This is a genomic window from Pseudomonas fluorescens group sp., from assembly GCF_020093335.1.
Lineage (GTDB): Bacteria > Pseudomonadota > Gammaproteobacteria > Pseudomonadales > Pseudomonadaceae > Aquipseudomonas > Aquipseudomonas petroselini.
In genome coordinates, this window is sequence record NZ_JAIOKW010000020.1 from 1 (window position 1) to 24,531 (window position 24,531).

Genomic DNA, 24,531 nt, shown 5'->3' on the forward strand with positions numbered 1-24,531 from the left:
AGGCGCCCCGTCAAACACGCTGGCCGAACGCAGGCTTGAATCCGTGGGTAACCCGGCAGGACGCCGGGTTAGCCGCCCCGCGCCATGGATGGCGCGTGGCGGCGGCCCACGGATTCAAGCCGGAGTGAGGGCACACCGAGCCTAGGCGAGGTGCCGAGTGTTGGGGCGAAGCGTTTTTGGTTACTTTTGGCGCTCTTCCAAAAGTGACCCGCCGTAAGGGCGGAACCCATTTCAGCCGTTACCTAAACAACGGATATGTACCCCACCCACACCACCAACATCGACAAAAGAGCACATCCTGCGATCAATACCATTGCTGTCTTTATCCAACTCAAGACCGAACACTACCGCAAAAAAACAGGGCGATCATTGATCGCCCCAAACGGTACATCGAGAGGTCCTTTCCAAAGCCTTACAAACTGATCTGCTGACGCTCCTCATCCGTCAACCGCGCCCGCGCCTGCTCACTCAGCGGCCCCGCGCCCAGCACCTGCACCGGGCTGCTGGGGTTGTACCCGGAAGTTTTCTGCGCCGGCTCCGGCTCACGCGGCAGCGGCTCACTGCCCAGGCTCAACACCTCAACCGTCATGATCGACGGCCGACCCTGCTTGGCCGCCGCCTGCTGACTGCGCGCCGCATCTTCCGCCGCCTGGGACGCCGCCGCCCCCGCCGCGCTGGCCGAGCTCATGGCCCCGGTGTTAACGGTGGCCGACACCGGTACCCCGGACGACTTGCCCTGGCTCTGGATGTTCGCCGCGTTCACCACCCGCAAGGCAGCGATGTTGACGTTACCCGACACCCGAATCCCCGCCTCCCCCGCGTCGATGGTGCCCATCGGTGCGATCAGGTCGATATCCCCCGCCGGCACTTCCGGAATCGGGTTCAGCGTGGCGATCCCCGCACCGGTACTCGGTACCGACGGCGACAGGCCCACGTTGCCCCAGTTGTCATAGACGCGCTTGGGCGGCGTGTACACCACCGTGGTCTTGGAACCGCGCCCGGCGTTGATGTCGCCCTCGCTGGTCCAGGCCATGATCGATCCGCCGAAGGTGGTCATGATGCGGCTCTGGCCGAGCAGGATGCTGCCCAGGGAATACAGCTGAATATCCCCCGAACCCTGGGTGATCAGACCCGCTGTCGACGGTGGCGCAGCGCCTTCGATGCCGAACGTCTGGCGGCCACCCGGCGTGAGCATCTGGATCGAGCCACCGAAGTTGGTGTGCACGCCCGCGCCGCCGAACATCGTGATGTCGCCTTTGTAGGTGATCGGGTTGCCGGCCACGTCGGTCTCGGGGAACAACCGGGCAATCGCCGTACGGCCACGCACATAGCTGCCCTGGCGCACACTGCCGTCCTGGTTGTACTCACGGCCGGCGGCCTTGAGTTCGGCGAAGTACACGTCACGGGCGAAGATCCGTTGTTGTTCGGCGGGCAGTGCGGCGTAGTAGGTACGGGCCTGTTCGCTGTCGCCGGCGAAGCCGAAGCGTTCGGTGAGCCAGGACACCAGTTCATTCTCGTAGGTCTTGGCGACTTTGCTGCCCTGCAACGACTCACCCGGTTGCGCCAGGTTGGCGGGGTTCAGGTAGGCCTCGACGAAGCGGCGGTAGTCCGGGCCGTTGGGGCCCATGCCGGCTTGCATGACGATGCTTGCGCCAGGGCGGCTGTCGCCGGCCGCGACAGCGCCCAGACTGTTCACCGCGACTTTGTCTTCCATCTGAATGTTGCGCCCCGCCGTCAGCTCCAGGGTACCGGGGCCGGCAACGTTAAAGCTGCTGTAGAGGATGTCGCGGCCAGCGCTGGCGATGGAGATATCGGTGGGGCTGTTGTGCACGAACAGGTTGCCGGTAAAGGTGTATTGACCCGTATCCGTGACACCTGCGCTGGCACCGCTCAAGCGCGTGCCGCTGCCGACAATATCGCGTCCGGCTTGCATCCATACCGGGCCTGCGCCTTCGTAAAAGGTTTGCCCGAACCGAGCGTCACCCACCCCCGTGATCGTGAGGGCGCGCCCACTGTTGACGCCCAGCAGGTCCCCACTCAGTGCATAGAAACGCGCGGGCTCCAGGGCATCACCCCAAGCCATGCTGGCGGTGTTGGGGCCAAAGGCAAACAGTGGAGAAACCGTTAAGGTTGCAATGTTGCCATCGCTGGAAAGATTGCCACTGCCCACTATTGCCGTTTTTTGATCAGTCAGGAAACCGGCGAAGGCCGGACGCAGAATAGTCGCCAGGCTATTGGGTGCCGCACTGGAGCGGCTGATCGTCAGATCGCCGCCGGAGATCGAATCACCGGCCAGCAATTCCAGTTGCCCATTGGACGAAGGTGCGAGTACCAACGCCCTGAGCGGCTGCACGTCGCCAGGATTACTGGTCGAGGCGCTGCCGTAATAGAGACTGCCATTAGCAGCAACCGCACGCAATGTCGCGGGATAGACCGCCGCCATATCGGTTTCCAGGGTCTGGGTCAGGGGCGTGAGGTTGCCCCCGGCAGAGAACAGGTCCACTGCTGTGCGGTCGGTCCACAGGCTGAACCAGCTTTGCCCAATCCCGTTGACCCCCTTATTGACGTAGGTCAAGGCGTTCATCTGCGGCGCGCGCCCAGGGTCGGCGACGTCCTGCAACACCAGGTCGCCACGGGTGGACAGGCTGAAAGTGGCGTCGCCCGGCAATAGGCTCAAACCTCCCGCAGCAAAGGCCGAAGTGGCGCGCAACGGATCATAGGCGCGTACCTCACTGGGACTCTGGTCTTTGCGTTGATTGCCATACCGCAGCGTCAGACTGCCCAGGGCGCCGCCGGTCAATTGCACGTGCCCACGCAGGTTCACCAGTGCACCATTGAGGTGCTCTACAAAGGTCTGGCTGGCGGGGTTAACCGCTCCGCCGACCCGCAGGTTCAGATCACCGCCACCCGTCAGTTGCACACTGCCATCGGCCCCGACCCGACCGGTACTGCCGACTGCCAGTACCAGGCCTTGGCTGCGCCGACTGACGTTCAGAGCTGTTGACGAGACAGGGCTGATGAGTCCTGCATCGCCACCCACATCAACATTCAGGTTGCCGCCTCCCAGGGTGCCAAACCCGGTGAACCCGACCATCTGGTCCGCCCGGTCGGTAGCGACGTAGGAACCAAAATTGATCCACCAGGCGGTGGCTTGCGCCTGGCTCCCACTGAGCCCATTGCCCTGACGCCACAGCCAGTTGCCGACGTTGGCTGAATCCTGCCCCTGGTCGCTCGGTACCGGACGACCAACGCCATTCTGCGCCGGGCTGGTGATATTACCCGTCAGGTTGCCGCCCACTTTAAGCAGCAAGTTGCCGCCCGTATCCGGGTACCAGGCACGGTACAGACTGCCGGTGTCTGCGTTGACCAGCTTTTCGTTGCCCCCGGCGTTAGCCAATACCTTGCCATTGCTGCCCAGGGCTCGCTTGAGGTTATACGGATCGTTGGTCGAGGTGCCGGTGGACGAGCTGCCTGCCGTGTAGACGCCGAACAGCGACTCCATGCTCAGGTTGCCGGCGGCCAGCAGGTCAAGGTCTGCAGCGCCAGTGCGGATTACGCTGAAGCGACTACTGCCGCCCACCAGCAGCGTATAGGCCTCACCACTGACAACGCAGTATTCCGGGAAGTCGTCACATACACCTGGGTATTGTATTGCGTCGAAATCAACCGGTTGGCCTACCATGCTGTCATCGCCGAACCACCCTATAGAGCCCTCCTCGGTCCAGACCTGGGCTCCTTTCCCGAACGCCCCATAGTGACTGTCCGCCAATCGCAGATTGCCGCTTACCGGATGCGGTTGCAGCAGGCGACTGTCCGCCGCCTCGGTATCGGCCCCCGCGACCAGGCGAATCGACCACGACTGCGCACCCTCCTCCAGCATGGGTGCAATTGCCCAGTTCTTGCCCGGATGGCCGGCGTCACGCAACGTCACCGACTCCACGCCGCCCGGCAGCTTCACGTCTGTCCCCGACGGCAACAGGGCGCCCCGGGGCAGCACTTGGCTGGCGGTCAGGGTCACCTTGGTGGCCAATGGCACGCCCTTGGGCCAGATCAAGCCGTCGACACTGGCTGACGTGCTCAACAAACTGCCGGCATCCAGGACACTGCCGATGGCGAGGGTCTGGCTCTGAGTCAGCAACGTGCCCGCCGCGAACAGCACATTGCCCGAGGCATCCCGAACAGCCGCCGCCAACACCGTACCCGCCGGGAGTACCAACGGTTGTTTGAGCGTAGCCGCGACGGGCAATCGGGTGCCCGGCGGCAAAAACAGGGGGTTGGTCAGTACATCGAAATTAAGCGCAGCGCCCGCGGGGAACACGGTGCCCACCTCCAGGGTCACGCCGCTGCCCGGTATCACCACGGTGCCGCCGGTGTAGTCGATACCGGCGCGCAGCACCCAGCCATTGTCATCGTCGGTGGCCGGTGGCGCGGCAAAGCCGTCGTTGATGCTGCCATAGATATTCAGGTCGCCACCGGCACGCAGGGTCAGGCTGCCGGACTCGGTCTTGGCCGTTGATTTGAGGCTGGCGTAGCGATAGCTGGAGAGGTCCAGATCGCCCTGCACTACCAGGTCTCCATCCGGGGTTTTGCTGATGATCTCTACGCCGGGGCGCAGGTGGAAAACATCGCCGTACGTGGCGTTGTTCAAGCCGGCGAGTTTGCGCAGCAAGTTGTCGTTAACGCGCGCAGCGTCGATGAATGTCGTATTCGCGTCATTGACGCCCTGCAGGTAGGTCTGATCAATCACTTGGTACGGGCGGCCATTGGGCGTTTCGTCGGTTTTGGTCGGGGCATCGTCGTAGGTTCTCATGCCATTGAGCGCAATCGAACGCGCGCCTTGGATAGTCAACTGCCCACGGGCGTCGATGGCGATGTCATTGCCGCCCACTCGCGGCGCGTTGAGTTCCAGCGTGCCACGGCTGCGCCCGTCATTGCCGGTCGCAGCAGCAGTACCGTGACGCAGGTCGATGCGCGCCCCCTCGGCCAGGGTCAGTTGGCCCAGGCCCGAGCCCAGCACCACGATGGCGCGGTTGGGCGAATCGATGATCTTGCCGTAGCTGTCCACCCGCAGTTGGCTGCCATGGGCATCGAGCACCGCCGTGCCGTCCAGGCTCAGGCCGTTCTTGGCCGCCAGGTTGATGCTGCCCACGCGCTCGCCGCTGGCATCCACCAGGCCGGTCACGCGCAGGCTGCCATTGTCGATCGAGACGTTGACGCTGTTGGCCTTGACGTCATTACCTATCGTCAGGTCGCCCTGCTTGAGCTGGAAGCTGCGCGCACCGTAGACCTGGCCCTGGTTGAGGCGTTGGTTGAGCGCTGCGAACTGGTCGCTGAGCGTACCGCTGCCGCCCAGGCGCTGGGCCTGGATCTCCACCGCACCCGCGAGGTAGGGCACCCGCGTGCCACCGGCATCGTAGTCACCGCTGCTGCCAGCGATGATCTTGCCTGCCAAGTCGACGATCCCCGCAGCACCGTCCACCGCCACCGCGCGCAACTTGCCCGCCTGGTTGTGCTGCGCCGACAGGTCGATGGTCGAACCGGCGGCCTGCTGCACATTGCCGGCACGGCTTTCCAGCAAGACCTCGCCGCCTGCGCTGTATTTGGTCAGGTCGTTGAAGGCAATGGCCCGGCCGGACACATCAATCGAGGCGGCATCGGTCAATACCACGTCGCCCCGCGCGCCCAAGGTCACCTTGCCGCTGGGCAGTACCACGGCAGTGGCCAGGCGAAGGCTATCGCCTTGCAGTGACAATTCGCCGCCGATACCGTCCACCTTGCCTACTGCGCCAGCCGAGGCGCTGACATCAATCGCGCCACCGGCGGTAATACGGTTGACCGAACCGGCTTCACCGGTCATCAGCGGCGTGAGGATATTCAGGTTGCCGCCGCTGTAGGCAAAGCCCTTGATCGCATCAAACGCGCCCTGGCTCTGGTACACCGAGAGGCTGCCCTTGTGGTTGGCGGTGATGCGCTCACTGGCAATGAGGTTGACGTTGGCAAAGCCCAAGGCGAGGCGGTCGAAGGTCTTGGTCGTGCTCGGCTGGGCAAAATCCCCATAGCCGAATTCGATACGCTCGGCATTGATGTCCAGGCGCCCGCTGCCGGTGCCAGCACCGCCGGTCACCGCCGCCACAGGCGGCGCGACGGCACCTTGCCAGATCAGGTTGGCGGTGTGGACAGTCGCCACGTCGTTCAAGCCGCCAGAGCCGTAGATCGCCGGCGTAGAGAGCATCAGGTTGCTCAGCATCGACTTGCCGGTCACGGCGTCATAAGTGTCCAGGGTGGTGGTGCCGTAGAAGTTAAAGCTGTCACGCGCTGACAGTTGCAGGGTTTCCAGGGCCGGGGCGCCGAATTGGGTGTCACCGCGCAGCAGGCGTTCCAGCACTTGCTGGTTGAGGGTCATGCCTACCGGCAGGCGATTGTTGGCGGCTGCAGCGGCCAGGGCTTCGGGACTGCCGACGTTGATGCTGGACACGCCCAGGTTCAGGTGACGGGTGCCATAGCGCACCTCATCGCCCATCTGCAGGGAGCTGTCGGTCAAGGTAACGATGCTGCCTTCGGAATACAGGGCTGTCTGGCCGCTGCAGGGCGCGCTGTTGCACACGCCTAACTGGATGCCCCCACTGATGACTTCGCCCAATGACGGCGCGGCGACTACGTTGAGCAAACCGTTGGACACCGCCAGCACATTGCTCAGGTTGTAGATAAAGCCGTCACGTGCGTCGTAGCTGGCCTTGCCCTGGCCTATCGTGTTGATCGAGGCGCCTTGTTCGAGCGTAATTTTTCCGGTGGAGGTCACCAGTAATACCTCCGGTGCCGCCAGGTTCGCGCCGTCGCGCAGGATGATGGAACTGGTGATACTGCTGGGGAGGTTGATGTAGTTGCCACCCTGGCCGTACGTGACATAGGTCATTCCACCGATCAGCAGGCGAGCCGCGCCCATTGCATTCAGGCTGTCCGCATCCACCGTAATGCCTTTGAAATTGGCGGTAGCCGCGTTGCCTGCCGCGACAATTTCGATGTCCCTTCCCAAGCTGCCCTTTTCTTCGTTTATCAGCGATACGGTACCGCCGTAACCGCCATCAGCGGCCTCGAAGCGGCCGATCCCCTGGAACGAAAAGGCATCCGCACCTGCGCCTGGCCGCAGGGCCAGTTGCAGGGTTTTGGCATCCACCGGCAGCAGTGCCCGAGGTATACCAAGCCTGGTGGCGTCGGCCACGGCGAACTGTGCGTAGCCGGTTTCGTTGTATTGGGAGTAACGACGCAACATATCGGCCGACGTGAGAATCACCTGGCTGGCCGTGCTGTTGCTGATACCGGTATTGGCGATGGACAAGCGCCCTGCCGTGGCCCATGAGCCATTGCGCAATGCCTGGGTCGCACCGTCGGCGCCCATCCCGGCCAGGCCGTTGATCTCCAGCCGGAAAGCCCCAGGCATCAACGCATAGGTGGACGGCATCAGGGTATAGGTGCCGGCCGCCAGGCCCGGCACGCCGGCGCCGATTGTGATCTGCTGGCCGATCAACGGATCGACCGCGCCACCTTCCGGCGCCACCGGGGCATAGCCCGGTTGCACGCCCGGCACAATCGCATAGATCGGGTTGGTGCTCAGACCCGGCAGTACAAACCCGCCGTTCGCACCGAACTGTACCAGTGGGTTGTAACGTGCATCCGTAGACCCCCCGCGCCCGGAAATAAATCCAGCGCCGAGCAGTTCACCACCGCCGGACAGATCCAACGTCGCCTGCGGCAGCACCTCCACCGCCTGGCCACCGAGAATCACCCCGACGTTCAGACTGCCTGCAACGTTGCCGCCACCTTGGCCTATAAACGTTACTGTCTTGCCGTTGTACTTGTAGATCTGCCCATCCACGGTCCCGCCGTAAGGCAATACCAGGCCCTTGCCACTCACCGACGTGAGGCTGCCCGGCAGCAGTTGCACGTCTGTAGAACCCAGGTTGCCGATCTCGATCAGCCCCAGGGGCGCACGCACCACCCCGCCCTGCTTGATGGTCGGCCCGCCCAATTGCAGACGACCAAAGACCGAGTAAGGCATGGCGGCATTGCTATTGGCGGTGCGTGCGATGGTCAGGGTGCGTGTCGGATCATAATTGAAGCCTGTGCCATTGCTGGCAGCATTATTCACATAGCCCGCCAGTACCCGGGCGCCGACTTCAGTCGCCGGATACAACTGCGCCGCACGCAGGGTCATGTCACCACCGGTCACTAATTGCGTGCTGATGCCCTGGGCAATCACATCCGCACCGGCCCCCGCCAGGAAGCGCAAGTCGCCCTGGCTGGTCAGTTGCACATCATCAAACCCACGCCGTTCAAGGCTGGCCTGGCTGTTGTCGGGCCGCAACAGATAGCTCTTGTTGCCGAACACCACATTGCCACGCACGTCGATCAGGTTGGCGTTGGCGTTGAACTGCGCCGTGGTGGCCAGCACCGATGGATTGGGCAAAACCGGCACTGCACGGGTGTAGGCCTCCTTGCCGGTTTCTGCGGGCGCGAGCAGGCCGGCCAACAGCAGGTACGGCGCCGACAGGTTGACCCGTGAATTGGCCGCGGCGCTTTCACTGAGGTTATAGCTGCCACCGTACAGGCGCAGGCTCTGGCCCATGTTCAACGACACATCACCGTCAAAACTCAGCAAGCCGTTGCTGAGCAGCGCAAGATTGTCAAAGCCGCCGGCGGTGACCTGGTCCACCCCGAGATGGCCATGGCCGTATTCCAGGTTGGCGTTCGGGCTGGTTTGATGGGTCTGGCTGAGCACCAGTTCACGTACGTTGAGCACACTGTCGTTGACGCCGGCCTTGAGGTAATACGGGCTTTCCAGCGCAAGGGCCAAGCTGCCGCCCGCCGCCCCCGCCCCGCCCGCACGGGCAACGAAGCTGCCGTCCAGGTACAGGCCGTTGTTCGACGCAAAGCTGATACTGCCGCCATTGCTGGATACCGGCACACGGCCCTGACCGGGCACGTCGAGCATCGCCTGGGCACCGGACGCGTCCAGGCGCGCGCCCTCACGGACCACCACAAACACATCGCCGGCACTGGCAATCCCGGTGGTCAGGTTGATATCGCCGCCAATGCTGATCTTGCCGCCATTGAGGACCTGGCCGTACACGTTGCCCCGATTGCTCACCGCCGTGACCGCTCGCGATGCAACGTCAATCAGCGCATTTTCTCCCACCCAGATCGAGCGGTCATGGCCAGCCGCAATCGGCTGTTCCCAGGCCTGTGGCGACACGCTCAGGCCGCCCAGGCTGACACTGCCACCCCAGGCATTCAGGCTGCCGTTCAGGGTCAACTGGCCAACGCTGCGCAGGTTGATGCCCTGGCCGGGGTCGACATTGATCACCGCGCCCTGGCCCACGGTCAGGGCGGTGGTCGCCAGTTGTGCGGCGGTGGAGTCCTTGGAGCCAGCCGTCAACGTGAGGCTGGCACCGCGACGCTGGGTCAGGACGCCTTGGGTCGGGTTTTCCTGGTAGAGCGCTGGCGTCCAGCGTTCCAGTGCGTTGGCGGGGTCGCTGCCACTCGACGCAGCCAGTGTCTGCTCGCCCAAGCGGTAGACCGGCGTGGTGACATCCACCCGAGTGCCGTCAGTGACGAGCAGCCCTTCGTTGCCGGTGATGTCATAGGCCGAGAAGCCCTTATTGAAGAAATCGCCCGACAGTTGCACGGTGCCCGCGTCGGGCGCCGTGGCGCGGGTGCCGATCTGTACCTTGCGTGCCTGCAACGCCAGGGTGCCGCCACCGCTGACGCCATAGCCGCGAATCTCGCCGTCCAGCCCGAGGCTACTGAGGGACGCCAAGGTCACATCGCCGCCCTTGCCACCGATGAGCTTGCCATCCAGGCCGAGGATGCCGCCGGAGGATGCATCCACCACACTGCCGGCCGCCAGGTTCACGTTGCCGGTGCTGCGCAACGACACCTTGCCGCCGTTCACATAAGCCACGCCGCTGTTGTTGGTCGGTTCCAGCAGCAGGTTGCTCCAGCGCCCAGTGGTGTCCAGCTTGACCCCGGAGGCCAGGTTGACGCCGCCATTCCCCGCCACGATTGCATCGAGGACAGTGCCTTTGAGCGGATCGACCTGGTTGAGGATGTTACCGGCATTGATGCTGCCGCCGTGGGCGGTGAGATTGGCAGTGATATTGACGCCAGGCCCGAACAGGGTGATATCACCACCGTCCGCCACCTGGAGCGCGCCGTTGACCGTGATCTGCCGGGTGGCCCCGACCTTGATCGCGCCCAGCTCATAGCCATTGAGCTGATCACTGTCGAGCACCATCTTGCCCTGGCGATCCGCCGGCAAGGCGGTGGTGAGGTCCAGGCCGTCGGCGATTTTCTGCGTGTTGCTGTCGATCAGTACCTGGTCGGCGTTGCCGGTCAGGGCATACCGCAGGGTACCGGTGGTCTTGTTGTAGACCGGCGTGTACCCGCCAATGATCAACTGCGCGCGCTGGGCCATGGCCTTCTGCGACTGTTGGTAGCCGTCGAGGTTGATGTTCGGGGCCTGGGTCTGGCGGGTGCCCTGGAACACGTCGCTGATCACCTGGCCTTCGAGCACTGCGCTGGTGGTGCCGATCACCAGCTTGCCGGCATCACGGCCGACGGTGTAACCGCTCTCGTAACGGCGTTGCTTGGCGATCATCGGGTTGTAGTAGTAATCGGTCTGGCCCCAGCGCTTGCTGGTGTCTTCGTAGCCCTTGTAGAACCCGGAATAGAGAATATCGCCCGGCGCATTGGACAGCTCATACAAGCGCCCGTCCGGGCCCTTGAGCCAGGTCTGCTGGATATACCCGGCCTGCACATCCACGGTGCCGCCCGACAGGTTGATCTGCGCGCCCTGCTGGGTCACGACATCCTTGCCGGTAAAGGTCACGGTGCCGCCCTGGGCCATCCACTCGCCCACCGAGTGACCCTGGGTGCCGAGGTAACCGCCCACCTCCAGCAAGCCGCCGGCGGTGTACCAGCGGTCCGTTGCGTAACCGTTGGTACCGGCCGGCACAAACACCAGCTCACGCAGGTCGACCCACACGTCATTGTTGATCAACTGGCCGCCGTCACGGTTGACCGGCGCATCGCGCTGCTCGTTGCCCTGCACGTTGATCTTGATGTTGTTGGACTCCATCGACACCCTGACGCCGATGGCACCAGACACGTCGATCATCGCCCCATCACGCACCAGGCTGCGCCCGGCCGCGCTGACCGCCACCTGCCCGCCCGTGGCCAGGGTGGTCGAGCCTTTCTGGAAGTCCACGGTGCCGCCGCTGACGATCTCGATACGCGACTGGTCGGTGCGGTCGGCCACGGCGCTGAGGTTGTTGAACGCGCCGGTAATCAGGTTGGCGGGGGTGCCGTCGAGCTTGATCAGGCCGTTGCCCTTTTGGCTGTTCAGCGCGGTACTGCCGCTGCTGTCCAGCAGGATCGCGGTGGTGCTGCCTTCGCCCAGGGTCACGCTGCCGGTGCTGTCGCTGGCAGCGTTGAGCAAGTGAATGGTGCCGCGGGTGTCCACCGACGTGCTGGCCAGCGCAACGCCGTTTTGCTGCACCTGATGCCCGGTCAGGGTGATGTCGCCGGTAGAGGCCATGATCAGGCCGCTGTTGGTGACCTTGCCGGCGCTGCTGCCGGCGTTGAGGCTGGTTGCCACTTCGTTGCCACGGGTAGTAGAACGATCGTTGCCGGTGGTGCCCACGCCCTTGCGGATGTAGAAGCTGTCGCCGGCTGCGAGGGTGGCCTGGCCCTTGGCAGTAGTGATCGTGCCGGCGTTTTCCACTTCCGAACCGAGCAGCAGGGCGTAACCGCCCGAATCGGTGGAGGTCGCCGGGTTGTGGGTCTGGATCAATGCACCGCGCTGCACCTGGACCTTGCCCGCCGCGTCGGTAAAGGTCGGCTGGGAGCCCGTGCCATCGACATAAATCCCGCGCTGGGTGAACTGCTCATCGGTGATGTTCGCGGCGGCGGCCACCAGGTTACGTACGTTGACCTGGCTGGTGCCACTGAAGACCACACCGTTGCGGTTCACGATCATCACCGTACCGGCGCCATTGATCTGGCCCTGGATCTCACTGGGCCGCGCATTGGGGTCGTTGACGCGGTTGAGCACGGCCCAGCTGGACTGCTGCTGGAAATCCACGGTGGTGTTGCGCCCGACGTTGAAGGTCTCCCAGTTGAGGATCGCCTTGTCGGCGGTCTGCTCGATGGTCACCGTGGTCTTGCCGCCGGACTGGCTCTGGGTCGGGTTCTTGGCGTTGATCCAGCCCTGGGTCAGGCTGTTGTCGACCTGCAGGCCGCCCTTGCCCAGGCCATCCGGAATCGTCGAGACCTGGCCGAACGCCGCCTGGCGTCCCGCCGCTTGCGCGGCCTGCTGCGCGGCAATCGCCGCCACACTGGTATTCAGCGTACTGATGGAGCGCGCCAACTGCTGGTTGACCCGCGCTTGCTCGTTCAGCGACGGAATACCCGGCACCTGCCCAGCACTGAGCCGCGCCGCCGTTGCCGCCTGGGTCGCGCCTTTTTCGGCAAACCAACTGGAACTGAACGCCGTGGCTGCATGGGCATTACCGGCCACCATCAACAAGGCAATGGCCTGAGCCAGGGGCTTGAGGCGCAGCACGGTTTCTTGGGCTTTCAGGTTGACCGGTGATTTGCAGCGGACCATCGGGGTTCTTCCTTCTTTGTTATCACGCAGGGAGCAAGACAGGCTCACGTATGAGGGTTAGGCGGTTGGCGAGGGGCGCGACTGAACTTCTGTCATGCAAAGTTCATAGAGGGCTGGTAACGGGTCGAAAAACCGCACAAACGCAAAAATCAGCAACGGCACGGGCCGTTGCTGATCAGGGGGTGCAGGTCGTTGAAAGCGTGGGTTACAGCGGACGACCGATACCGTTGCAGACGTTGGTGTTGCCGATGCTCAGGGCGTTGCTCGCGGTCAGGAAACTGGCGCGAACGGTGGCTTTCCAAGCGGTTGGCAGTGGAACGAAAGCGTTGGCGGTGATGGCTGCATCGTTGTTGTTGGAGGCGCCGTAGTGCTTGGTGAAGAAATCACGCACTTGGGTGGTCTGGGTCGCGTCGGCGTAGCACTGGCTGAAGATCAGGTTGGTAAAGCCCAGGATCGGGTAGCCCGAGGTTGGGTAAGGCTGTACACCGGCGGTGTTGTCCGGACCGAAGACTGGAACCCAGGCGTCCGGGTTGGAACGATCAGCGGCAGCCGGTACCGGTACTGCGCCGATAGCGGCAGACACGTTGGCGGCGGCAGGCGAAACGCCCTGGGTGTTAGTGGCGACGTTTTTGCCCACGCGAGCCACTTTGGTAGCGTCGTCCAGACCGGCCAATGTAGGGGCGGCGAAGTCAGGGCTCATGTAGGTGATGCGGCCATCGCCGGCGGCCAGGGCAGTCATTACACCTTGGCTGCCAGTAGCAGCAACGGCGCCGGCAGGCAAGCCACCGGAGAAGCTGGTGCCGAAGGTGGTGGTGACGGCGAAGTTGCCTGTTTCTGCGTTGCACTTGGCATTGAGGAAACGGGTGAACAGCTCAGTGGTACCACTGCTTTCGCTGCGATAAACCACAACGATCGGACCGGTACGGCCAGAACCGGAAATACCGTCCCAGGTATTGATACGGCCCGAGAACACGCCGCACAACTCTTGAACGCTCAGGTCTACAGCGGCGGAACCGCTTTTATTGAAAGGAATGGCAACCGAAGTCCCCACCGATGGCACCTGGATCAACTTGCCCCAGGTCGGTTGCTTGGCAGACGCGTAGGTCGACAACTCAGTGGCGCTCAGCTTGGAGTCGCTGCCCGCCCAGTGCACGTTCTTGTTCGTCACGCCAGCCTGGAACTTGGTGTAGTCGTTGTTCAGGAAGGCTGCCTTGCCGTTACCGCTGCCGACACCAATGTACTGGGCGAAACCGGCAGTCAACACGCCGGAGGTCTGGTACAGCGCTTGTGGCAGGGTGGCACCACCGCCATTGATGTCAGCCATTGCAGCCTGTGCCGAGCACAGTGCAGCGAGGGTCATGGATACCGCGAGAACGTTGCGCTTAAACATGAAGAATCTCCTTTCGTCGTGTTTGTACGTTGGGGTAGATGGCTCTTGCATGACGCCATGGCTTCGGTCCCAAGCCGGTTTGCGGGGGTGGCGAGGGGTGAGGCCATGGGTAGGAAATTTCGCAGCTTCCGATGACAGCAAAAGGAAAAAACCTCGGGAGGAAGGGCTTGATTTTTAAAAAGATTCTCGGGTGTTTTGGTCATGGTTTTGAGCGGTTTGGAGGGAAGTGACAGCGAGGTTTCAGCCTGCGGGCCTGGAGGCCGCGTAGGGGGCGAGATGTGACGGAATGAGGAACCCGAGAACGCTGAAGAACCAATGGGGCCGCTTCGCAGCCCAGCGCGGGGCAAGCCCGCTCACCACAGGAAGTCCGCGCACCACAGGCAGCTCGCTGCCGTATTTGGAGGGGGTCCGGTCAGTGCGCTAAGTGACCAGTTGGTTGATCTCGATGATCGGCAACAACACCGCCATGACGATCACCAGCACCACGGCACCCATCACCACGATCATCAGCGGCTCCAGCAACGCGGTCATGCCCATGGCGCGGCGTTCGATGTCCCGCGACAGCGTCTGCGCCGCGCGCTCGAGCATGGGGGGCAGCGAGCCGGTTTTTTCGCCGCTGGCGATCAGGTGGATCAGCACCGGCGGGAACACCTTTTCTACCGCCAGTGCCGGGGCCAGGTTGACGCCTTCGCGCACTTTGGCGGTGGCGTCGTTGACGCACTGGCTCAGGCGGTCATTGGACAGGGTCTGCCGCGCCGCTTCCAGGGCACGCAACAGCGGCACGCCGGCCCCGCCGAGAATCGCCAGGGTCGAGGCAAACCGCGCGGTGTTCAGGCCCAGCACAAAACGCCCAATCAGCGGCAGGCGCAAGACGCGGCTATGCCAATTCAAACGCGCCACCGGGTTGCGCAAATACAGGCGCCAACTCCAGAAACCGCCGACGATCCCGGCGAAACACAGCCAACCCCAGGCGCGGATAAAGTCACTGGCGTTGAGCATCGCCAGGGTCAGCCCCGGCAGGTCCTGGCGCGCCTGGGAAAACGCGCTGACCACCTGGGGCACCACGTAGCTCAACAGGAAAATCACAATGCCAATGGACACCAGCCCCACTACACCGGGGTAAATAAACGCGGTGAGGATCTTGCCGCGCAGGTTGTTGCGCTCCTCGATGTAATCGGCCAGGCGCTCCATCACCTGGGCCAGGTCGCCGGACTCCTCCCCCGCCGCGATCAGCGCGCGGTAGATCGACGGAAAATCCCGTGGCCGCGCCGCCAACGCCTCCGCCAGGCGCATGCCGCCACGCACATCGGCGCGCACACCGGCGAGGGTCTGGGCGATGTGTTTTTTCTCGGCCTGCTCCACCGTGGCGCTCAACGCCGCCTCCAACGGCAGGCTGGCGCCCAGCAGGCTCGCCAGTTGCCGCGTGGCCCAGGCCAAATCATTGTCTGAGAGTTTGGCAGTGAACAGGCTGCTGCCCGCCGCCGCTGGCTGGCCGCCTTCGATCTGCACCAGCAACGCGGTCAAACCCCGGCTGCGCAAACTGGCGAAGGCCGCACTCTGGCTGTCGGCCTCCACATGCCCGGCCTCGACTTTGCCGCTGGCATCGGCGGCCTCGTAGCGATAGCGATTCATCAGGCGTCCCGTGTCACGCGCAGGATTTCTTCGGGCGCGGTGGCACCGCTGCGCACCCAGCGTTCGCCGTCTTCACGCATGCTGAACATCCCGGCGCGGCGTGCGGCCAGGCGCAAGTCCTGCTCGTTGGCGCCCTGGTGGATCAGGCTGCGCACATCGTCGTCGACGCAAAACAATTCATGGATACCGGTACGCCCGCTGTAGCCGATCTGGTTGCACTGCGCACAGCCCACCGGGCGCCAGGTGCCGGGCGCCGCAGGGTCCTCCTGCTTGCAGTGCGGGCACAGGCGGCGCACCAGGCGCTGGGCCAACACGCCGAGCAATGACGAAGCCAACAGAAACGGTTCAACGCCCATATCGATCAAGCGATTGACCGCCGACACCGCATCGTTGGTGTGCAAGGTCGCCAGCACCAGGTGACCGGTGAGCGAAGCCTGCACGGCGATTTGTGCGGTCTCCAGGTCACGGATCTCACCGATCATGATGATGTCGGGGTCCTGGCGCAGGATCGCGCGCAGGGCCAGGCCGAAGGTCATGTCGATCTTGGCGTTGACCTGGATCTGGCTGATGCCCGGCAGGTCGTATTCCACCGGGTCTTCCACGGTGAGGATATTGCTGGTGCTCGCGTCCAGCCGTGCCAAGGCGGCGTACAGACTGGTGGTCTTGCCGCTGCCGGTAGGGCCGGTGACCAGCACGATGCCGTGGGGCTGGCGGATCAGCGTATCCAGGCGCGCCAGCAACTGCGCCTCCATGCCCAGGGTTTCCAGCTGCAAGCGCCCGGCTTGTTTGTCCAGCAGCCGCATGACGACTCGTTCGCCATGCCCGGTGGGCACGGTCGACACCCGAATGTCGATGGGCCGCCCGGCCACACGCAGTGCAATACGCCCATCCTGGGGCAGGCGTTTTTCGGCGATATCGAGCTGGGCCATGATCTTGATTCGCGACACCAGCGCGCCATGCAAGGCCTTGCGGGGTGAGACCACGTCCCGCAGGGTGCCGTCGACGCGGTAGCGCACCACGGAGTGGGTTTCGTAGGGTTCGATGTGGATGTCGCTGGCCTCGTCGCGGGCGGCCTGGGTGAGCAACGCGTTGATCATGCGGATCACCGGGGCGCCGTCCTGGGTGTCGAGCAGGTCGGTGATTTCGGGCATGTCTTGCATGAGGCGGTCGAGGTCCACCTCGTTTTCCGCCGCGCCCACCACGGCGGCGGCGCTGCCAGTGTCGGCGTAGGCGCTGGCCAGGAGGCCGTCGAGTTCGTCATCGCGTATCTGCTCAACCTGCGACTGACCGAACTGGCGCTGCACCTCGCTGATCGACCAGCCGGGGGTTGAGGGGCAGACGGTCAGCAGCATGCCGTTCTCGCCGGGGCGCAGGAGGATGCGTTGGGATTTGGCCCAGGCGTAGGGGAGCAGGCTCATTGGGTTGGGCCTTTTTTTGGGTGTACATATCCGTTTTTTAGGTGATGGCTGATAGGGGTTCCGCCCTTACGGCGGCTCACTTTTGAAAAGCGCAAAAGTAAGCAAAACGCTCTTGCCCCAACACTCGGCACCTCGCTCACGCTCGGTGTGCCCGTAATCCGACAGGAATTTGGGGGGCCGCCGCCACGCGCCATCCATGGCGCGGGGCGGCTAAACCGGCATCCCTGCCGGTTTACCCCCCAAATCCCTGCCGAATTCCGGCCAGCGTGTTTGACGGGGCGCTTGAGATCAAGATCAAAAGCAAAAGCACAGCGGCCTGACAGCCGGCTTGAGTGGTGTGAAGCAAAGGCAAAGGCAAACGCGGCGGCCTTAAGGCCGACCAGTATTGAGAGCCGATCTCGGTTCAAATGTGGGAGCTGGCTTGCCTGCGATGGCATCACCGGGGTATCCCTGACGTACCGAATCGCCTGCATCGCAGGCAAGCCAGCGCCTACATCTGCCTGCTTTTGATCCAACCACTCAGGTCGGCTGTCAGGCCGCCGTGCTCTTGCTTTTGCTTTTGATCTTAGGCGCCCCGTAAAACCACGCTGGCCGAACGCAGGCTTTGGAGCGTGGGTAACCCGGCAGGACGCCGGGTTAGCCGCGCTGGGCCAAGGATGGCCCATCGCGGCGGCCCACGCTCCAAAGCCGGAGTGAGGGCACACCGAGCCCAGGCGAGGTGCCGAGTGGTGGGGCGAGGACCTTTTGGTTACTTTTGGGTCCTTCCAAAAGTGACCCGCTGTAAGAGCGGAACCACCAGCAGCCGTTACCACAGGAATGGATATGTACACCGACCCAACGCCTTCGCGGGCAAGCCCGCTCCCACATTTGAGGCGTGGGGCATCAGGTAAAGGGTGGTCGGCCGTCGGGCCGCCTTCGCGGGCAAGCCCGCTCCCACAGAAAAGCAGATCCGCGTTTGATCTGGCTTTTGATTTTGATCTCAGGCGCCCCGTAAAACCACGCTGGCCGAACGCAGGCTTTGGAGCGTGGGTAACCCGGCAGGACGCCGGGTTAGCCGCGCTGGGCCAAGGATGGCCCATCGCGGCGGCCCACGCTCCAAAGCCGGAGTGAGGGCATGCCGAGCCTAGGCGAGGTGCCGAGTGGTGGGGCGAGGACCTTTTGGTTACTTTTGGGTCCTTCCAAAAGTGACCCGCTGTAAGAGCGGAACCACCAGCAGCCGTTACCACAGGAATGGATATGTACACCGACCCAACGCCTTCGCGGGCAAGCCCACTCCCACATTTGGAACGTGGGGCATCAGTTAAATAGGGGTCGGCTATCACGCCGCTATCGCAGGCAAGCCCGCTCCCACACTGGAATCGCGTGCACACCGTCAAATCCCACATAGCTCACGTAACAGTTCAGTATCCAAATGGTTTTCCACCAAGTCAGCCAGACGCTCAATATCACGCTCGCGCAAGGCGTGATAGTCCACTGCCTGCACATCCTCCAACCCCGCCCAACGCAGCAAAGCACTGCACGCCGCCGCCGTTTCGAACAAACCGTGCAGGTAAGTGCCAAGGATCTGCCCATCCGCACTCTGGGCGCCATCGCTGCGCCCGTCATCCAACAACACCGCAGCATTCGACAGGCCATCGCCGGTCGTCACGCCCGCATGGATCTCATACCCGCTGACCTGCGCATCCTCGAGCAACAAACGCCCGCGCACGTTGCGCAGCTGCTTCTCTTCTTCCAGCGTGGTGCTGAACGCCAGCAACCCCAGGCCATCGCTGGAACCGGCGGGCCCTTCGAGGCCCAGCGGGTCATGCACCTGCTCGCCGAGCATCTGCAAACCGCCGCAAATACCGAGCACCTTGCCGCCATAGCGCAAGTGCCGTGCCACGGCGGTTTCCCAGCCGTTGGCGCGCAGATAGGCCAGGTCACTGCGCACGCTTTTTGAGCCTGGCAGGATGATCAGGTCGGCGGCAGGAATCGGCTGGCCTGGGCCGACGAACTGCAGATCCACTTGGGGATGCAGGCGCAGCGGATCGAAATCCGTGTGGTTGCTGATACGCGGCAACACCGGCACCACCACCTTGAGCACCTGCGCCGCCTTGTCGATCTGACGCCGGTCGATGCCGTCTTCGGCTTCCAGGTGCAGGTCCATCACGTAAGGCAATACGCCCACCACCGGTTTGCCGGTGCGTGCTTCCAGCCAATCCAATCCCGGTTGCAGCAATGCAATGTCGCCGCGAAAACGGTTGATGATGAACCCTTTGACCCGCGCCTGTTCCGTGGGCGACAGCAATTCCAGGGTGCCGACCAGGTGGGCAAAAACACCGCCGCGATTGATGTCGGCGATCAGCAGCACCGGGCAATCCACCGCCTCGGCGAAGCCCATGTTGGCGATGTCATTGGCGCGCAGGTTGATCTCGGCCGGAGAGCCTGCGCCTTCTACCATCACCACCGGGTAGGCCTCGCTCAACCGTGCGTGGGAGGCCAGCACCGCTTGCATCGCGATGGCTTTGTAGTCGTGATAGGCCACAGCGTTCATGCTAGTCACGGCGCGGCCATGGATGATCACTTGGGAGCCGGTGTCGCTGTTGGGCTTGAGCAGCACCGGGTTCATATCGGTGTGCGGCGCCAGGTTGGCGGCCTGGGCCTGCACCGCCTGGGCGCGACCGATCTCGCCGCCTTCGGCCGTCACCGCGCTGTTGAGCGCCATGTTCTGCGGTTTGAACGGTGCCACCGCCACGCCCTGGCGTATCAGCCAGCGGCACAGCGCCGTCACCAAGGTACTTTTGCCGGCGTCTGAGGTGGTGCCTTGCACCATCAGCGTACTCATGCAGTTTCCTTATAGGCGGCCAGGGCCTCGTCGAGGCGCAGCCAGTCGACCTCAGTGCCGGGCAAGCCAAAACGCAGGCTACTGTCGTGAACAAACAGGCGCAGCAGGATGCCGCGCTGGGCCATGAATTCGTACAGGCGTTCGGCGTGGGGCGTGATCAGCCATTGGAATAAGGCGCAGCCGCCCTGGGGTTGAAAGCCGTGGCGCTCAAGCAAGGCGAACAAGCGCTGTCCCGCCTCGATGCAACGCACGCGTTGCCGCGCCTGCCCGGCGGTGTCGCGCAGGCACACTTGGCCCAGCACCCGCGTCGGGCCGCTGACGGCCCAAGGCCCGACCTGTTCGGCGAGCAGCTTGAGCAGCTTGCGTTCGGCCAATACAAAGCCCAGTCGCACGCCGGCCAGGCCGAAGAATTTACCGAACGAGCGCAGCACAATCAGGCCGACTTGATGCGCCTGGCCCGCCAGGCTCAGTTGCGGGGTGACGTCCATGAAGGCTTCGTCCACCACCAGCCAGCCGCCGCGCCGGGCCAGCCGCGAATGCCAGTCCAGCAAGCGTTGCGGGGTGAGGCTCAGGCCAGTGGGATTGTTGGGATTGACCACCACCAGCACGTCGAGGCTATCGAGAAAGAAGTCGACCTCCTGCTCCTGCACTTCGCGCACCACGTAACCGGCACGGCGCCAGGCTTCGGCGTGTTCGGCATAGCACGGCGACAACACCCCGACCTTGCCGGCACGGCGCAGGCGTGGCAGCAACTGGATGGCCGCCTGGGAGCCCGGCACCGGCAATAAGTGCGCAGCGCCGTAATACTCGCCGGCAGCCTGCTCCAGGCCGTCGTCGGTTTCCGGCAGGCGCGCCCAGGCGCGCAAGGGGATCTCGGGAATCGGCCAGGGCCAGGGCGCGAGGCCGCTGGACAGGTCAAGCCAATTGGCTTCGGCTATCCCGTACTGAATCGCTGCCTTGCGCAGCCGGCCACCGTGTTCAAGCATAGAATTGCGCCCCCGCACATAGGATCAGCAGCCACAACCATACGCCGCGCTGCACCAGTTGCCAGCCCCGGTCGATGGAATCGGCATCCGCCGCCGGGCCTTCGCCCAATGGCGGGCGCTGGTGCACTTCACCGTGATAGATCGCCGCGCCGCCCAGCTCCACGCCCAGGGCGCCGGCACCGGCAGCCATCACCGGACCGGCGTTGGGGCTGTCCCACGTCGGGCCTTGAGTGCGCCAGCATTGAAGCGCCAGTCGGGTTTTGCCGAGTACGGCGTAGGTCAACGCCACCAGGCGCGCGGGAATGTAGTTCAACACATCGTCGATTTTTGCCGCCGCCCAGCCGAAACGTTCAAAGCGATCGTTGCGATAGCCCCACATGGCATCCAGGGTGTTGCTCAGGCGGTAAAGCACTACGCCCGGCACGCCAGCGACCACAAACCAGAAAATCGCGGCGAATACCGCATCGCTGCCGTTTTCCAGCACCGACTCGGTGGCGGCGCGGGCGACTTCGGTGCGGTCCAGCTCACTGGTCTGGCGACTGACCAGGTAGCTCACACGCTTGCGCGCTTCCTCCAGGTCATCGCTGCGCAGGGCCTGGGCCACGGGCATCACATGTTCGCCGAGGCTGCGCATGCCGAGTGCGCAGTACAACGCCAGGATCTCCAGGACCCAACCGATATACGGCGCCCACGACAAGGCGGTGGCCAGAAGCGTCAACGGCACCACGGCGATCACCCACGCGGTCACGCCATGGCTGCGCCAGCCGCGACCGCCGCTGTTGAAACGTTGCTCGATGCGCCCGGCGAAATTGCCGAACGCCACCAGCGGATGCCAGCGCCTCGGTTCACCCAGCAGCGCGTCCAGCGCCACGGCAGCGACACACAGCAAGGCCACACTCATTGACTCACTCCCCACACATTCTCATACAACATGTCACTCAATGGCCGAGGTTCGGTCCAGCCTTCGAGCTGCAACATCGGTGCCGGGTAGAACGCGTCCACTGGCCCCAGGCACAGCACGGCCAAGGGTTTCGCGCCGGGCGGCAAACCCAGCAGATCGGCCAGGGCCTGAGGCTCGAACAGCGACACCCAGCCCATGCCCAGGCCTTCGACGCGGGCCGCCAGCCACAGATTCTGGATCGCACAGGACAACGACGCCATGTCCATTTCCGGCAAGGTACGCCGGCCGAAGATGTGCCGCTCGCGATCGTCCATCAACGCCGCCACCAAGACTTCGGCGCAATCGTGAATACCTTCGACCTTGAGCTTCATGAACGCGTCGGAACGTTCGCCCAGGGCCTCGGCGGTACGCACGCGCTCTTCTTCCACCAACTGTTGAATCTGGCTACGTAACACGCGGTCGCTGATGCGGATAAAGCGCCAGGGCTGCATCAGGCCAACGCTGGGGGCCTGGTGCGCGGCCTGCAGCAGGCGGTGGAGCAATTCGGGGGCGACAGTGCCGCCGCTGAAGTGACGCATGTCGCGGCGTTCGGCGATGGCACGGTAGACGGCCTGGCGGTCGGCCTCGGGGAAGGCGTTGTCGGTCATGGCCTCTTCGCGGGCAAGTCGAATCGTCGCACCGCCCCTCCCACAGGTTGATCTGTGAACACTGTCGAGGTGGGAGCTGGCTTGCCTGCGATGGCGGTCTCAAGGTCCGGCGCAAACAAGGCGGCCACCGCGGCCGGATTCGACGGGAAATAAAAATGCACGTAGGAAGCCGTCATCCGTCCCTGCCGATACACCGCCTCGGCCCCGCGCCCACCGTTGGGGCTCAGGCCACGGGCAATCGGTTGCCACTCGGTGCTGGTCAGGGAGTGATGATAGGTATGGCCGCGCAGGGTGCCTTCCGGCAACTCGACACTTTGCAGCGCCAGGGCCGCCAGTTTCTTTTGCATCACGGCATCGCCTTGCAGCAGGCCGAGCAGTTTGGCACGGGTGCCTTCGACGTCAGTCAGCGAGTCGAGCAGGTAGAGCATGCCGCCGCACTCGGCGAGCAAGGGTTTGCCGGCCACGTGATGGGCACGGATGGCGTCGAGCATCGAGGTATTTTCCGACAGCGCCTGATGATGCAACTCCGGGTAACCACCCGGCAGATAGAGACTGTCGGCGTCAGGCAATTCGCGATCGTGGATCGGCGAGAAGAAGCTCAACTCGGCCCCCATCGCACGTAGCAGGTCGAGGCTGGCGCCGTAGGTAAAGGCAAAGGCTTCGTCGCGGGCCACAGCGATGCGCACGCCATTGAGCAACGGCTCAGCGGGGATCACTTGCGGCGCGGCAAAGGTCACGGGTGGCGGCAAGGCCACTTCGCAACTGCTGCCCAGCGCTTGCGCAGCGGCGTCCAGGCGCACATCGAGGTCATTCAGTTCACTGGCCTGCACCAGGCCGAGGTGCCGGCTGGGTAATTCGATACCAGTCTCGCGGGACAATGCGCCGTACCAGCGCAAGCCTTCGGTGAGGCTGCCTTCAAGCAATTGCGCATGCCGCAGGGTGCCGACGCGGTTGGCCAGCACGCCCGCGAACGGCAGGTCCGGCTGATAACGCGCCAAGCCCAACGCCAGCGCGCCGAACGTCTGCGCCATCGCGGTGCCGTCGATCACACCCAGCACCGGCACGCCGAAGTGCCGCGCCAGGTCGGCGCTCGAGGGTGTACCGTCGAACAGGCCCATCACGCCTTCGATGAGGATCAGGTCCGCCTCCCCTGCCGCTTCCCACAGCAAACGGCGACTTTCCTGCTCGCCGACCATCCACATGTCCAATTGATACACCGGCGCACCGCTGGCACGTTCGTGGATCATCGGGTCGAGGAAGTCCGGGCCGCATTTGAACACGCGCACCTTGCGCCCCAGGTTGCGGTGCAAACGGGCCAGTGCGGCGGTGACGGTGGTTTTGCCCTGGCCGGACGCCGGTGCGGCGATCAATACGGCCGGGCAATGACGGGGCTGATTCAAAGTTCGACGCCCTTCTGTGCCTTGATACCGGCCTGGAACGCGTGCTTGAGCATGCCCATTTCGGTGACGGTGTCGCCCATTTCGATCAGCTCAGGCTTGGCGCCACGGCCGGTGACCACCACGTGTTGCATCGGCGGGCGGGCTTGCAGGTCGCTGAGGACCTGGTCCAGGTCGAGGTAGCCGTGCTTGAGGGCGATGTTCAATTCGTCCAGCACCACCAGGCCGATGGTCGGGTCTTGCAGCAATTCACGGGAAACCGCCCAGGCGGCTTCGGCGGCGGCGATGTCGCGCTGACGGTCCTGGGTTTCCCAGGTGAAGCCTTCGCCCATCACATGGAAGCGCACTTGCTCGGGGAAGCGGCGGAAGAACAATTCTTCGCCGGTGCTGTTGCGCCCCTTGATGAACTGCACCACGCCGCACTGCATGCCGTGGCCCATGGCCCGCGCCAGCATGCCGAACGCGGAGCTGCTCTTGCCTTTGCCGTTGCCGGTCAATACCAGCAGCAAACCGCATTCGTTGGGGGAATTGGCGATGCGTTCGTCGATCACGGCTTTTTTGCGCAGCATGCGCGCCAGGTGGCGTTCGTCGCGTTCGGGGGAATCGGTCATGGCAGCTCTCCGTTGGGGCTGGACAAAAACGGCGGGCAGGAAAAAGAAACACAGACAGCCA

Annotated in this window: 10 protein-coding genes; all 10 read right to left on the reverse strand. The window is 63.9% G+C overall.

Annotated elements, in window-relative coordinates; genetic code table 11:
• Positions 1-412 precede the first annotated feature (412 nt).
• Entirely contained in the window at positions 413-12,664 is a 12,252-nt protein-coding gene (locus K7431_RS19670) for a filamentous haemagglutinin family protein (protein WP_012723649.1), read from the reverse strand.
• Between the two features lie 205 nt (positions 12,665-12,869).
• Positions 12,870-14,054: a substrate-binding domain-containing protein gene (locus K7431_RS19675; protein ID WP_012723648.1), complete on the reverse strand. Its 1,185-nt coding sequence runs from the start codon at positions 14,052-14,054 to the stop codon at positions 12,870-12,872.
• Between the two features lie 420 nt (positions 14,055-14,474).
• Positions 14,475-15,686 carry a type II secretion system inner membrane protein GspF gene (gspF, locus tag K7431_RS19680; protein WP_012723647.1) on the reverse strand — a complete coding sequence of 404 codons (1,212 nt, stop codon included), beginning with the start codon at positions 15,684-15,686 and terminating at the stop codon, positions 14,475-14,477.
• A complete protein-coding gene (gene gspE / locus K7431_RS19685; RefSeq protein WP_012723646.1) occupies positions 15,686-17,104 on the reverse strand; it encodes a type II secretion system ATPase GspE in 1,419 nt (472 codons plus the stop codon). The genes gspF and gspE overlap by 1 nt, the downstream gene beginning before the upstream one ends.
• Positions 17,105-18,476: 1,372 nt before the next feature.
• Positions 18,477-19,928, reverse strand: coding sequence for a cobyric acid synthase (locus tag K7431_RS19690; protein ID WP_015885236.1), 1,452 nt, complete (start codon positions 19,926-19,928; stop codon positions 18,477-18,479).
• The gene (cobD, locus tag K7431_RS19695) at positions 19,925-20,914 is read right to left on the reverse strand and encodes a threonine-phosphate decarboxylase CobD (RefSeq protein ID WP_015885237.1); all 990 of its coding nucleotides are present in this window, start codon (positions 20,912-20,914) and stop codon (positions 19,925-19,927) included. Before cobD ends, K7431_RS19690 begins: the two co-directional genes overlap by 4 nt.
• Entirely contained in the window at positions 20,907-21,815 is a 909-nt protein-coding gene (gene cbiB / locus K7431_RS19700) for an adenosylcobinamide-phosphate synthase CbiB (protein ID WP_015885238.1), read from the reverse strand. The genes cobD and cbiB overlap by 8 nt, the downstream gene beginning before the upstream one ends.
• A complete protein-coding gene (bluB, locus tag K7431_RS19705; protein ID WP_015885239.1) occupies positions 21,812-22,462 on the reverse strand; it encodes a 5,6-dimethylbenzimidazole synthase in 651 nt (216 codons plus the stop codon). The genes cbiB and bluB overlap by 4 nt, the downstream gene beginning before the upstream one ends.
• A complete protein-coding gene (locus K7431_RS19710; RefSeq protein ID WP_015885240.1) occupies positions 22,459-23,862 on the reverse strand; it encodes a cobyrinate a,c-diamide synthase in 1,404 nt (467 codons plus the stop codon). The genes bluB and K7431_RS19710 overlap by 4 nt, the downstream gene beginning before the upstream one ends.
• Positions 23,859-24,470 (reverse strand): cob(I)yrinic acid a,c-diamide adenosyltransferase, encoded by a 612-nt coding sequence (gene cobO, locus K7431_RS19715; RefSeq protein WP_015885241.1) that lies wholly within the window; start codon positions 24,468-24,470, stop codon positions 23,859-23,861. Before cobO ends, K7431_RS19710 begins: the two co-directional genes overlap by 4 nt.
• Positions 24,471-24,531: the final 61 nt, after the last annotated feature.